Origin of the sequence: Actinotignum timonense, assembly GCF_900155575.1 — a bacterium.
Lineage (GTDB): Bacteria > Actinomycetota > Actinomycetes > Actinomycetales > Actinomycetaceae > Actinotignum > Actinotignum timonense.
Map to the genome: position 1 here is coordinate 1,108,276 of NZ_LT706966.1, position 12,310 is coordinate 1,120,585.

A 12,310-nucleotide genomic window follows, 5' to 3' on the forward strand; every position below is an offset into this window, starting at 1 on the left:
TATCGTATTCGATTGATTCGTTAAGGGTGTCCATAGGGGGATGCCCTGAGACGGGAGAGCGTATGAAACACCGCAAACTTTGGGGGCTTTTCGCATCCTTGATTTCCGGTGCGATTGTATTGGCGGGTATTGCTATTCCTACGGCCTTAGCCGCGAATGACATTTCCGGATTGGTTGATCAGTCTTCCATCGGGATGAACCGCAACTCCAACTTAACCGTGAATTCTCATATCGGAACCACCACTGAAGTTAGCGCGACTACGGGATGGGCGGGAACTCTCAAGTTCAAGTTGGCTAAGAAAGGTGCGCATCCAACTGTTAATGCGGGGGATGTCCTGAAGGTTGGTTTGACCCCGATTGATCCCGCTTTGGACTTGTTGCGCATAAGTGGCAACTTCAATTCAGTCACTCAAATTACAGATTCTGTCACCGGTGCCAAACTCGCTGATGTGGCTACTGAAGCTGGGCATATTGGAGTCTTTACTTTCACTGACGTGAGTGAAGATTTTGTTACTTCCCAAATTGAGATGCCGTTCTACGTTGATAAAGGCGTACGTGACACGTATTTTGAGGAAAACCCAGATGTTACCCACGTTGATGTCGCTTACGACATTACAGTCGACGGCAAGTCGACGGGGAAGCAGGTTACCTATCGGGTAAAGAAGCCTGTTGTCAAACTCCCGGATATGGCTTCTTTGGAGAAGACGGGTGCTTCGAAAGTAGATGGCGATAAATCGTATATCTACTCTGAGATCCAAGTTGGTACCAGGTTGCGGCCGAATAATGAATTTATCATTTACGACACGCCCGATGTGAATATGGCTCTTCACGGGAATGTTGCCGTTTACGACGAAAAAACTCAGGGAGGTAAAGATTCCTTCTTGGCTGAACTCGGGGCAACGAATCCGCATTGGGTAAAAGATTCTACAAAGCCCGCTGAGCAGCGCATGGAGATGTGGCTTTATGACATCTACTTCCGTACACCCGAGCCAGAAAATCCTGTATCTTCCCGAACTGCGGCGTTTGAGGAAAAACCCATCCCTTTGGATCGCTATGACATCGTAGCCAAGAAACAAGGCATGATGAGCATGGCGAACGCTACCGTACCGAAAGATATTCTGCTGCAAAAACCGGCAGGAGAGCCCCTCACAGCTGAGGAACAAAAGCTTATTGATGATGCTGGCGGCCTGTATAAGGTCGTTGGTAAAGGATTCATGCTGCGAGTGAAGAATTACTCCTCGAAGTACTTTGACGGGGGTGGATACTTCAATATCGGCTTTGATGCTGAGCCTGTTAATGATTCGGTTATGCTCAGCAAAAACGGGCGGCCTATTTATGTCAATAAGGCGTCCTATTACGCTCAAGAGATTCCGAACTGCGATCCGCAAGTGCATCAGAATTGCACTCCGATTAAATACGAAGGATCCAAACCCGGTGACGTTGAAGCGAAGGGTAAAGGATACAACCCCGAAGAGCTTAAACCGCCGGGGATTACTGCTGAGACCGATGGGTATCAACTGATCGACTTCGTGAAGCAGGATGATACGGGTAAGGCTTTGGCAGGTGCGGTGTTCAGCATCTACAAAGCAAAATCCGACGGAACTCCGGGTGATATTGCCACTAATCGGGATGGCGTAAAACTGGAGAACCTGGTGAGCGGCGCGGATGGCAAACTCTATCTACCGGATCGTACGACAGGCGTGAAACTTGAGCTGAAGCGCGGTAACTATGTCTTCGTTGAAGTCAAGGCTCCGGAAGGCTTCGTCAAGGCAAAAGACACCGTCGTGCCGGTGCAGTTCAAGCAAAAAGTTGTGGTGGTTTCCAATACGAAAGTGAAGAACCCGGGTGATAAGCCCAGTGTGGAACCGAGCGCTACTCCGAGTGTCGAACCAAGCGTGAAACCGAGCATCGACCCCAGTAGTGGCCCAAGCGTCGAACCAAGCGGTGCCCCGAGTGTGGAGCCGAGCAATACTCCAAGCACCTCGCCCAGCGGCAGCCCGAGTGTGGAGCCGAGCGCGGATCCCAGTAGTGGCCCGAGCGCGGACCCCAGTGGTGAACCTAGTGGTGCCCCGAGCGTCGAACCAAGCGCGGATCCGAGCATCGACCCCAGTGCTCACCCGAGTGTTGAGCCTAGCGATGTTCCGAGTGTGGATCCGAGCACTACTCCGAGTTCCGAACCCGGCGGTACCTCGAGCGCGAAACCTACTCCGAATATCAAGAAGGTGGAAAAACCCAATAAGAAGCTGCCGGCTACCGGATTCGAAGGTGGCTTACTTATTGCGGTGATTGCCGTATTCGGAACAGGTATCGCCCTGTATCGGAAATCGAAAGCCAACTAAGGTTTGTTGGAAGCGAAATAATTAGAGTGAGCGGGGGCCGATAACTTTCGACCCCCGCTCACGTTTCAAGAACCTCTGGGCTCCCGTGGATCTTCACGCAGGTGAAGTGCAGTGCTGTGGCTAACGCACTCCCGCCCGTTGCTCGGTGAGGCGCCGGTGGGAGAGCGTGAGAACCCGATCGGCGCCGCGGGCAATATCCGCGGAGTGCGTGACAAGAATGACGCACTTGCCGTGCAGATGTGCGGCGTCGTGCAAAATCTGGACCACGCCGCGCGCGGTGTCCTCATCAAGGTTTCCCGTCGGCTCGTCCGCAAGAATCACCGGCGCGGGTGAGGCCAGCGCCCGCGCAATCGCCACCCGCTGCTGCTGCCCACCAGAAAGCCGCAGCACATTACGGTGAATCTCATCCTCACTCAAACCCAGCTCCAGCAGCACGGAACTATCCGCCCGCCGATCCACCAGCCGCACATTCTCCAGCGGCGTCAAGTAATCAATGAGATTGTAATTCTGGAACACCAGCGAAATATGGGCGCGGCGGTGATGGGCGTAGCCCGTCGTCGCAATATCCACGCCCTCAAAAAGCACCGCGCCCTTCGTGGGCGTATCCAAACCCGCCAGCAAACTCAACAGCGTCGATTTCCCGGCCCCCGAAGCGCCCAGCAGCGCCGTAACCGTGCCCGGCTCGAAACCTGCGCACACATCGGTCAGCACCTTCGCGCCGCTACCCGGGTAGCTGTAACTCACGTGATCAAGTTCCATAACATTCATAATTTTTCCTAACTCAGTGACGAAAGAATCTGCCGGGGAGACCGGCGCAAAATCGGAAACAGCGCAATAGCCAGCGCCACGGCAAGAATCCCGGCGCCAACACCCAGCGCCCACGCAATATCCGCGCCACTCACCGCCACCGGAGGCAACCCGGCCAGCGCGCCCGGCGCCGCACCGTCCACAACGGCCCGCCCCACAAGCACGGTAAGCTGGCGCCCCGCAAGAATAGCGACGACGCCGCCAGCCAGCGCCAGCGCGCCCAACTCAAGCGCGAAACCGCCGGCAATCACGCGGCGCTGCTGCCCGAGCGAGAGCAGCACCCCAATTTCCCGCATACGCCCGCGCACCCACAGGGCCAACACCGCCGCGGCAATCACCACGCCGGCCGCGCAGGCACCGCTGAGCAGTGCACTCAACAGGCCCTCCACGCTATCCATCGCGCGCAGCACCCCGGTGAAACTCGCGGCATTGTGCTCGTAGCTGAGATCGGGAAGTGCGGCGCGGGCCGCGGCCAGGCTCGCGGGTAACTCGCTCGCGCTCGCGGTGAAACACCGCACCCGGGTGGCACCCGCTTCCCCGCTGAGCTCACGGCCGGCCGCGCTATCCACGAGGATGCGATTCGCGGCTGCGCTTGCCGGCAGTCCAGACGGATTCGGGGTGGTGCCGTCGAAAATCCCGGTGATCTGGCGGGTCACCTCGCCGGCCGGGCCGCGCAGCCGCAGCTCATCGCCAAGCCGCAAGGTATTCGCCTCGGCGAAATCACGGTGAATGAGGGCGCCCGGTTTCGCGCTGCTGTTCATCTTTCCGGACGTGAGCCGGTAGAGCCTGGCCGCGAAAGCCGGGAAACGTGCCGGATCGGAGCTCGCGGTCACCGTCACCGCGCCCATGACGCCGGCATCCAGCTGCACCCCGCCCGCGGTGGCCACAGCTCGGGCTCCCACCGGAGTGGCCAGAATATCTTGCTCGGTTGCAGTGCTCGTCACGCCGGGCAGCGCCGCGAGCTGGCTGGCCTGGGCCGGACTCAGGGTAGGCGCGGCTTGGGTCAGCGGATTATCGGCGGGATTGGTGTTTGGGCTATCGCTTGGGATCGCACCGTCCGCCCCGCTGGGCGCAGCAGCCGGCGCGCTCGCCACGAACCCGGCTCCGACCTGGGCGTCAATGGCGGTGCGCAGCTGGCCCATGGCCCCGCGCACCCCGGCCTGCGCCACCAACGCCGTAAAAATCACGCTAATAACCACGAAAAGCAGCACATTGCGAACCGGGCGGCGCCGCAGCGCGAGCCCAGCGCGCGCCCCCGCGCTCATGGGAGTTACCCCACTCATGCCGCACTCACCAGCAGTTTGCGCGGGGAGGTGCGCAGCATGGGGAGAGCCGCCAGCACGGTTGCTCCGATAAGCACGGCGAGGGTGAGGGCCAGAGCGAGCGTTGTCGTACCCGCACTCAACTGGACCGCAAGATCATCCAAGGTTCGGGTGGCGGTGGTGACGTCCACCCCGCCCCCGAGCGGCGCCTGCGAGGTGAGCTCTTCCATCCCGGATTTCTTCACCGAGGCCAGCATGCTGGTCCCCACCCGCTGGGCGACCACGGTGCTGAGCGCCACCCCGCACGCCGCCGCCGGAATAGTAATAAAGAGCAACTCCACCAGGTACTGGCCCAGAATCTTCGCTTTCGAGGTGCCGATAGCGAGCAGCACCCCGGTTTCGCGGCGGCGTTCGCGCAGCCACAGCACCAGAACCAGGCTGAGAAGCGCGAGGGCCAGCAGCGCCGTCGTTATAATCGCGCCGGTCATGACGCTCTGCACCCCGGCCACCGCGCCGGTAATCCCGGTGAGCAGCTGGGAGGTGCGGGTGAGCTGATAGTTACGCCAATCGATGGGCAGGCCGCGCGCCTCGTTCATCACCGCTTCACTATCGGCGCCTTCGGCCACGAAGAAGGTGGTGTCCTGGTAGATCTCGGTTTCCGGGGTGTAGGCGTAGAGCGCGCGGGTGGTGGCGAGGTCCGTGTAGACCGCGTTGGCGAAAAGCTCGAGGCGGCGCGCGGCCGGCTGCGGATTATCCCCGCGCACCAGCCCCACGATTTCCACGGTGACTTCCGCGGTGGATTTCTTCGTATTGTCGTAATCGTAGGGGTTCCCGCGCAGGGTGAGTTTCGAGCCCACGGTCAGGCCGTTGAGCCGCGCCAAATCCTCGTGAATAATCGCCTTATTTTTATCTTCGCGGGTAATATGCCGCCCGGCCACCAGCTCCAGGGTGCCGCTGCGAATATTCGTTTCGTCCGCGCTGGCGCTCACCCCGCGCACGCTCACCGCGTTACCGAGCTGCGCCTCGCGCTTGGCGTCATATTCCTGGCGGTCCAGCCGGGCCACCTTGGCGCCCACCAGATCCGCGGTCACATCTTGGCGCGCGGTGTAGCGATCCACCCCGGGCAGGGCGGCGATTCGCTCCACGTCCGCGGGTTTGACGGTGCCGCCCCCGCGCGGGGTGCCGGAGTTATAGGGGGAGTTCTCCAGCACGAAACCGGAGCCCAGGGTGCGTTCCGCGTCGCGGCCCGCGGCGGCTGAGGCTGTGCGCACCGCCCCGGCCGAAACTAGCACGGTCACCACCGCTGTGATAATGACGAAAAGAAGCAGGGTACGGATATGTTTTCGGGCGACGTAACGCCACGCGCGTCCAGCTAAGGTCACTACCGGGTACCTTTCACGTCTTCGGGAAAATTTCTGATAGGTAGTAGCTTTTCTCAGCTTACTGGAGACTTCCTGGAGGCTTCGTGAAGAGAATGTGAAGAGCCGTTCGCGAGGTTCTGCGCGCCGGGCGGCCTGCTCCGGGCCGTGCGCCAGCAGTACAGCGGCCGCCCGTATTGCGCGCAGCCGGGAGCCACTATGATGGGAGAGCGGCCTTCTTCCCCGCGCCCACCCTCAGCGAAAGGCGAGCATGCAGTTCATCTCCACGCGTTCCGGGATGGAACCGGCTTCTTTTACCGATATTCTGCTCGACGGCCTGGCCCCGGACGGCGGCCTGGTGGTGCCCGCCAGCATCCCGCAGGTGAGCGCCGCCCAGCTCGAAGCCTGGCGCACCCTGAGCTACCCGGAGCTGGCCGCCGCGATTATTGGCCTGTACGCCACCGATATTCCCACCGCGGACCTCGCGCGCCTCACCGCGGCCGCCTATAGCCCGCAGAATTTCCCGGGCGGGGTGCCGCTGCGCCGCGTGGATAACACCCTCGTGCTGGTGGGCCTATCCGAAGGCCCCACCATGGCCTTCAAGGATCTCGCCATGCAATTCCTGGGCCAGGCCATTCCCTACGTGCTGGCCGCTACCGGGCGCGAACTCACCATCCTGGGCGCCACCTCGGGGGATACCGGTTCCTCGGCGGAATACGCTTTCCGTGGCCAGCCGGGCGTGCAGGTGGTCATGCTCTCCCCGCGCGGGCGCATGTCCGCGGTGCAGCGCGCCCAAATGTATTCCCTCCAGGACCCCAATATCCACAACCTCGTCGTCGATGGCGTTTTCGACGACTGCCAAGACATCGTCAAAACCCTCAGCTCGGATATCGATTTCAAAACCCGCTACCGCATCGGCGCGGTTAATTCCATCAACTTCGGGCGGATCGCCGCGCAGATCGTCTACTACTTCTGGGCGTGGTTGCGTTATACCGATGGCACTTTTTCGCGGGCTTTGAACGACGCCGCCGCTGCCGCGGCGCCCCCTCCCGCTCCCGGTGGGGCCGGCGGGGCAGGTGCCGGGGCCAGCCAGGTGGATTTCTGTGTACCCTCGGGTAACTTCGGCAATATTTACGCCGGTCACCTGGCCCGCTGCATGGGCTTGCCCATCCGCCGCCTGCTGCTGGCCACCAACGAAAATAATGTGCTGGAAGAATTCTTCACCACCGGGCGCTATACCCCGCGCTCGCGCGAGCGTACGTTCGCCACCTCCAGCCCCTCCATGGATATTTCCAAGGCCTCCAATGTGGAGCGGTTTATCTGGCAGGTGCTGGGGGAGGATTTCCTGGCCGCCTGGGCGCAGCTGGGCGCCACCGGGACGTTAGATATGCGCGATTATCTGCCGGAATTCGGGGAGACATTCGGTTTCGCGGCCTCCTCATCCCACCATGCGGACCGCCTGGCCGCTATCGAATGGACCTACCGGACCAGCGGGATTCTCATTGACCCGCATACCGCGGACGCGGTCACGGTGGCTCGCCGCCTGAGCGACGGCGTGGTCCCGGTGCTCGCCATGGAAACCGCCCGCCCGGAGAAATTCGCGCATACCGTGCGTGAAGCGGTCGGGGATGTGGCCGATGGCCTGGAGGAACGCCTGGCCGGGCTGCTCGCCCTCCCGCAGCGTGCAACCCAGGTTCCCGCCGATCCGGAAGCGGTGCGCGAGTATATCGCCACGCATTGCGCTTAGTGGGCCGCCGGGCTGGTTCCCCGCGCGGCGCTGCGCGCCGCGCGCGTCGTCGTACCACCTTTGGGTGAGTGCGCCCGGAACCGGAGTGGCTCCGGGTAGTATTAGGGTGATGAGCCGCGCGATTGGCGCCGTCGCCCGCGCACGAGCCTAAATAGAACGGGGTGTATCCATGGCACGCATTTTCGTTGTTGGAAGCATGAATTCCGATACTTTCCTCAAGGTGGAGAATTTTGTGGAGCCGGGAGAAACAATTTCCGCGCTCAGCTCCCACACCGCGCTGGGCGGGAAGGGCCTCAACCAGGCGGTTGCCGCGGCCCGCATGGGAATTCCCGTTACGATGGTTGCGGCTCTCGGTCGCGATGCGGTGGGAGATGCCGTTGCCACCGAGCTCGCCGCGGAAGAAAATCTTGATATGACTGCCGTGCTGCGGGTGAGCGAACCTACCGGGCAGGCCATGATCCAATCCGATGCGGATGGCGAAAATGCCATCGTGGTGGTGGCCGGTGCAAACGCCGCGAATACCCCGGAGAATGTGGTGGAGCGCCTCGCCGCGGTGCAGGCGGGGGATATTGTGGTCTGCCAGCTGGAAATTCCCGAACCCGCGGTGGCGGCCGCCCTGGCGGAGGCCAAGAAACGCGGGGCTACCACGGTGCTCAATGCCGCCCCGGCCGCCCCGGTGGGCCACCTGCTGGAGAATGTGGACGTGCTCATCGTGAACGAAACCGAGGCGGATACCATCTTGGGAACCAAGGTGACCGACCGCGCCCAGCAGCTCCATCTGCGTTACGGCGGTTCCATCGTGGTGACGCTGGGAAGCCACGGCTGCCAGTATATTGACGCCTACCTGCCCGATGCTGATGTCAAGGCCGATGCGCTACCCGCCCACCACGTGGATGTTGTGGATACCACCGGCGCGGGCGATGCTTTTGTGGGGGCTTTCGCGGCCGCCCTGGCGGTGGGTGAATCCCTGGCCACCGCGGCCCGGTGGGGCACGGCGCTTGGCGCTATCGCCACCGGGGCCTCCGGGGCGCAAGGCTATACGGCCAGCCGCGCGGATGTGGTGGCGCTGGCCGGTGTTGGCGCCGCTAGCGGCGCCGGCACGGAAGCCGCGGCCACGGAAAACTGAACAACCGGAGCGGGTGCCGCGGGCTTTTCCGCCGCGTACCCGCCACGGAAAACTAAGCACGGCGCTTGACCCCAGTACTACCCAGAAAGGTTTTTTCGTGCCTCCCGCACCTACCGAGCCCACACCTACCGATCTGAGCCTCCTGCGCGAGGCCGCCGCCAGCGTGAAACTCGTCGTCGTTGATATGGATGGCACCTTCCTCCTGCCGGGGAAGATTTTCCCGGAACGCGGCAATGAGCTGGTGGCGCGCCTGCGGGAGCGTGGCATTATTTTCTGCCCGGCCTCCGGGCGGCAGTACCAGACCCTCGCGGATATGTTTTCCGCCCACGTGGAAGGCATGCCGATTATCGCGGAGAACGGGGCGAATGTGCGCCGGGACGGCGAGCCGCTGGCCACCACCACGCTGCCGCGGGAAACCAGCGCGCGGGTGGTGGAGATCGTGCGCGAGCTCAGCGCGGCGGGGGAGGACGTGGGCACGGTGCTCTGCGGTGAGAAGGCTTACGCCGAACGCCGCGATAGCGCGTTCCTGGACGAAACCCTCGCCTACTACCACGCGAATGCGATCGTCCCTGACCTCATGCCCCATACCGAGGGGATTTACAAAATTGGGGTGCTCAGTTTCGCCGACCCGCTCCGGCGCGTGATCCCGCTGCTAGAAACCCTCGGGCCGGGCGTGGATGTGGTGCGCAGCGGCGAACTGTGGACGGACGTCAATCCTTCCGCCGCCACGAAAGGCACCGGCCTGGCCGGTCTCCAGGCGAGCCTCGGCATCAGTCCGGCGCAAACCCTGTGCTTCGGGGATTTCAATAATGACATCCCGATGTTCGAGCACGCACGCTTCAGCTTCGCCATGGCGAATGCCCAGCCCGATGTGGTGGCGGCCGCCCGCTACGTGGCGCCCTCCAATGCGGAAGAAGGCGTGCTCACCGTGCTCAACGACCTCTTCGAGCTGGGCCTGTAGCCGTCAGCTTCGCTAGTTGTGCGGGGCCTGCGGTGCTTGCGGGTCTTCACCTTCGCGGGGCTGTTGCGGTTCTTCACCCTCGCGCGGTTCTGGCGCGGGCTGCGTTTCCGCGGGCGCTGCGCTTTCTGCGCGGTCCGTATTTTCGGGCGACGACGCCGCTGCTGGCGCAGCGGGCGGTGCCGGCGGGAAAACGGGATCCTGCGGCGGGAACTGCGGGCTCTGGCCGGCGAAGGGCGCTTGCGCGGCGGCGCCGGCATCGGTACCGGGCTGCGCGGCGCTGGCTACCGTGGCCGGGGTCTTGGCGATTTGCCAGATCCCGAAGCCCAACATGAGCACCGCGGCCACCGCGAGCAGGTAGTAGCCAATACCGGGAGCAATATCCACATCCACGCCCTGGGCCTGCCCGTAAGCGATGATGGTATCCGCATCCGAGGGCTTGATATTAATAACCAGGTAAATCCCCACGATAACGGCGCCGACGATGCCGCCCGAAGACCACGTTTTCCGCACGGCGGCGGGCGCCTGGCGTACCAGCCCCACGAAAGCGCCAATCGCGCCCAGGGCCAGCCCGATGGTGATGAAAATGGCCACCGACTTGGTATCGGTTTCCCACAGCTTGACGCCGAAATCTTCCGATTGGGTGCCGGCGCTCATATGCAGAGTCCAGAAGTGTAGCGCCGTACCAATAAAACCGATAATGGACCCGGCCAGCACACCGAGCGGAGCCGCCAGCGGCGGAGTGGTGCGAACCGCGGGCGTAGTCGCTGCCATTGGCACCGGTGCAGGTGCAGGTGTGGGCATCGGTGCGGGAGTGCCGTTGGGCTCGGGCGGATTCGAGGAGTGTTCCGAGGGCACGTCTGCCCCCTGGGGGAAAGTATTACTCATACCCCTAGTGTAGGGGCCGCGCCCCGGCGGCGGGCATGGCGGGCACGTTGTAGCGCGGGCGCAGTGGAACGACGACGCAGCACCGGGACAGGGGTCCCAGGGCATTCCCATGTTCACCCAGAGATATGAAACCCCTCACATGTGTCCAAAAATAGGTAGAGTGATAGGTAGGAATGCGGGAGATTCCGCGTTCCGCCCATAACCGTATATGTGCTCTCTTCCCGCGGGTAGCGAAGCGCCGTCGCCTCTCTACCCGGCCCTAAGTCCCTGTATCTGCGCTGCTCGCGCAGGGGTGAGGCGCGCGGGATACGCCGGGAAGCCCATCGAATATATCCACTACGCGGGCGGGCCGCGGGTCTGCTCGCACCGATACGCGGAGGTCGAACAATGGCGTACAAGACAGTCAGTCCGTACACCGGTGAAATACTCAAGGAATATCCCACTGCCACTGATGAGGAAGTCAAGAAGGCAGTAGACGTTGCCCATAACGCCTTCCTGGCGTGGCGGGAAACATCGTATGAACAGCGCGCGCAGGTGCTCCAGAAAGCTGCCGACCTGCTGCGCGAACGCCGCACCGAATACGCCTCGATTATCACCAAGGAAATGGGCAAGGTGATCGGGGAAGCGGAAGCGGAAGTCGATATCTGCATCGCGATGTTTGAAGACTACGTGCGCAATGGCGAAAAGTATCTGGCCACTCGCACGCTCCCCTCGGATAAATACGGGAAGGATTCCGTGCAGCTGCTCTTCCAGCCGCTCGGGGTGCTCTTCATGGTGGAACCGTGGAATTTCCCCTACTACCAGATTGTCCGCGTGGCTGCCCCGCAGCTTTTCGCCGGCAATACCCTCATTCTCAAGCACGCATCCATCGTTCCGGAATCGGCCGCTACCTTCGTGGAGATTTTCCGCGAAGCGGGCCTGCCCGAAGGTTGTTTCCAGAATCTTTACCTCTCCCATGACCAGTCGGAAATTGTGCTGGCCGATCCGCGGGTGCGCGGGGTGGCGCTCACCGGTTCGGAAGTGGCTGGGGCGGCTATCGCGCAGCTGGCCGGCAAGTACATTAAGAAGTCCACGCTGGAACTGGGTGGGGCCGATGCTTTTATCGTGCTCGAGGATGCCGATATTGATAAGACGGTCGCCTGGGCGGTGACCGGCCGGCACTGGAATGCCGGGCAGGTGTGCTGCTCATCCAAGCGCATGATCGTGGTGGATTCCGTGTACGACGAATTCCTGGAGAAGTACCGGGAAGGCGTCAAGCAGCTCAAGGCCGGGGACCCGATGGATCGGGAAACCACCCTGGCGCCGCTGTCCTCCGCGGCAGCGAAACGCGATCTGGCCAAGCAGCTTGAGGAAGCTATCGCTGAGGGTGCCAAGGCGGAAGAAGCCGGAATTGAGCTACCCGAGCACGGCAACTTCTTCCAGCCCACTATCCTCACGGACATCCCCGAGGGCGCGAAGTGCCGCTATACGGAATTCTTCGGGCCGGTCTCCCAGATTTATCGGGTCAAGGACGAAGAAGAGGCGATTACCCTCGCTAATGATTCGCCCTACGGCCTGGGTGGCTCGGTCTTTACCGAGGATCTGGAACGCGGCAAGAAGGTAGCCGCGCGGCTGGATACCGGGATGGTCTACCTCAACCATCCCACCGCGGTCGCGGCGGATATTCCCTTTGGCGGCGTGAAGAACTCCGGCTACGGCCACGAGCTCATCGACCTGGGTATTCACGAATTCGTCAATATCAAGGTGGTGGCCAATTCGCCCATCGACGGCGAATTCTAAGCCCTGATCGCCCGCGGCCCCAAGCAGCCGCGGGTGGCCCAATCTC

The 12,310-nt window shown here is 62.2% G+C and carries 9 protein-coding genes; 5 read left to right on the forward strand and 4 right to left on the reverse strand.

Going from position 1 to position 12,310, the window contains the following annotated elements; all coding sequences use genetic code 11:
• The first annotated feature begins 62 nt into the window (after positions 1-62).
• Positions 63-2,339 carry a prealbumin-like fold domain-containing protein gene (locus CZ322_RS04625; protein ID WP_087070411.1) on the forward strand — a complete coding sequence of 759 codons (2,277 nt, stop codon included), beginning with the start codon at positions 63-65 and terminating at the stop codon, positions 2,337-2,339.
• A gap of 120 nt (positions 2,340-2,459) precedes the next feature.
• Here the strand turns inward: CZ322_RS04625 and CZ322_RS04630 are convergent, their stop codons facing one another.
• The 3 genes from CZ322_RS04630 to CZ322_RS04640 are packed head-to-tail and all read right to left on the reverse strand — an operon-like array spanning position 2,460 to position 5,790.
• Complete coding sequence (locus tag CZ322_RS04630) at positions 2,460-3,107, reverse strand: ABC transporter ATP-binding protein (RefSeq protein WP_087070412.1); 648 nt, start codon at positions 3,105-3,107, stop codon at positions 2,460-2,462.
• Positions 3,108-3,115: 8 nt separating this feature from the next.
• On the reverse strand, positions 3,116-4,429 hold the full coding sequence (locus CZ322_RS04635) for an FtsX-like permease family protein (protein ID WP_087070413.1): 1,314 nt from the start codon (positions 4,427-4,429) through the stop codon (positions 3,116-3,118).
• The gene (locus CZ322_RS04640; protein WP_087070414.1) at positions 4,426-5,790 is read right to left on the reverse strand and encodes an ABC transporter permease; all 1,365 of its coding nucleotides are present in this window, start codon (positions 5,788-5,790) and stop codon (positions 4,426-4,428) included. Before CZ322_RS04640 ends, CZ322_RS04635 begins: the two co-directional genes overlap by 4 nt.
• Before the next feature lie 247 nt (positions 5,791-6,037).
• Here CZ322_RS04640 and CZ322_RS04645 point away from each other — a divergent pair, with 247 nt between their 5' ends.
• From CZ322_RS04645 to CZ322_RS04655, 3 genes are all read left to right on the forward strand, one after another.
• Complete coding sequence (locus CZ322_RS04645; protein WP_087070415.1) at positions 6,038-7,513, forward strand: threonine synthase; 1,476 nt, start codon at positions 6,038-6,040, stop codon at positions 7,511-7,513.
• 169 nt (positions 7,514-7,682) lie between these two features.
• On the forward strand, positions 7,683-8,639 hold the full coding sequence (locus CZ322_RS04650) for a ribokinase (RefSeq protein WP_087070416.1): 957 nt from the start codon (positions 7,683-7,685) through the stop codon (positions 8,637-8,639).
• Positions 8,640-8,736: 97 nt separating this feature from the next.
• Positions 8,737-9,600, forward strand: coding sequence for a Cof-type HAD-IIB family hydrolase (locus CZ322_RS04655; protein WP_087071162.1), 864 nt, complete (start codon positions 8,737-8,739; stop codon positions 9,598-9,600).
• Between the two features lie 12 nt (positions 9,601-9,612).
• Here the strand turns inward: CZ322_RS04655 and CZ322_RS04660 are convergent, their stop codons facing one another.
• Positions 9,613-10,485 (reverse strand): hypothetical protein, encoded by an 873-nt coding sequence (locus CZ322_RS04660; protein ID WP_143231852.1) that lies wholly within the window; start codon positions 10,483-10,485, stop codon positions 9,613-9,615.
• A gap of 387 nt (positions 10,486-10,872) precedes the next feature.
• On the opposite strand from CZ322_RS04660, the gene CZ322_RS04665 reads away from it, so the two are divergent.
• Positions 10,873-12,264 (forward strand): NAD-dependent succinate-semialdehyde dehydrogenase, encoded by a 1,392-nt coding sequence (locus tag CZ322_RS04665; protein WP_087070418.1) that lies wholly within the window; start codon positions 10,873-10,875, stop codon positions 12,262-12,264.
• The last annotated feature ends 46 nt before the right edge of the window (positions 12,265-12,310 follow it).

What these genes read in the sequence shown, in the direction of transcription:
- CZ322_RS04625 (WP_087070411.1), top strand. Translation starts at nt 63, where the DNA reads ATGAAACACCGCAAACTTTGGGGGCTTTTCGCATCCTTGATTTCCGGT.
- CZ322_RS04630 (WP_087070412.1), bottom strand. Translation starts at nt 3,107, where the DNA reads ATGAATGTTATGGAACTTGATCACGTGAGTTACAGCTACCCGGGTAGC.
- CZ322_RS04635 (WP_087070413.1), bottom strand. Translation starts at nt 4,429, where the DNA reads ATGAGTGGGGTAACTCCCATGAGCGCGGGGGCGCGCGCTGGGCTCGCG.
- CZ322_RS04645 (WP_087070415.1), top strand. Translation starts at nt 6,038, where the DNA reads ATGCAGTTCATCTCCACGCGTTCCGGGATGGAACCGGCTTCTTTTACC.
- CZ322_RS04650 (WP_087070416.1), top strand. Translation starts at nt 7,683, where the DNA reads ATGGCACGCATTTTCGTTGTTGGAAGCATGAATTCCGATACTTTCCTC.
- CZ322_RS04660 (WP_143231852.1), bottom strand. Translation starts at nt 10,485, where the DNA reads ATGAGTAATACTTTCCCCCAGGGGGCAGACGTGCCCTCGGAACACTCC.
- CZ322_RS04665 (WP_087070418.1), top strand. Translation starts at nt 10,873, where the DNA reads ATGGCGTACAAGACAGTCAGTCCGTACACCGGTGAAATACTCAAGGAA.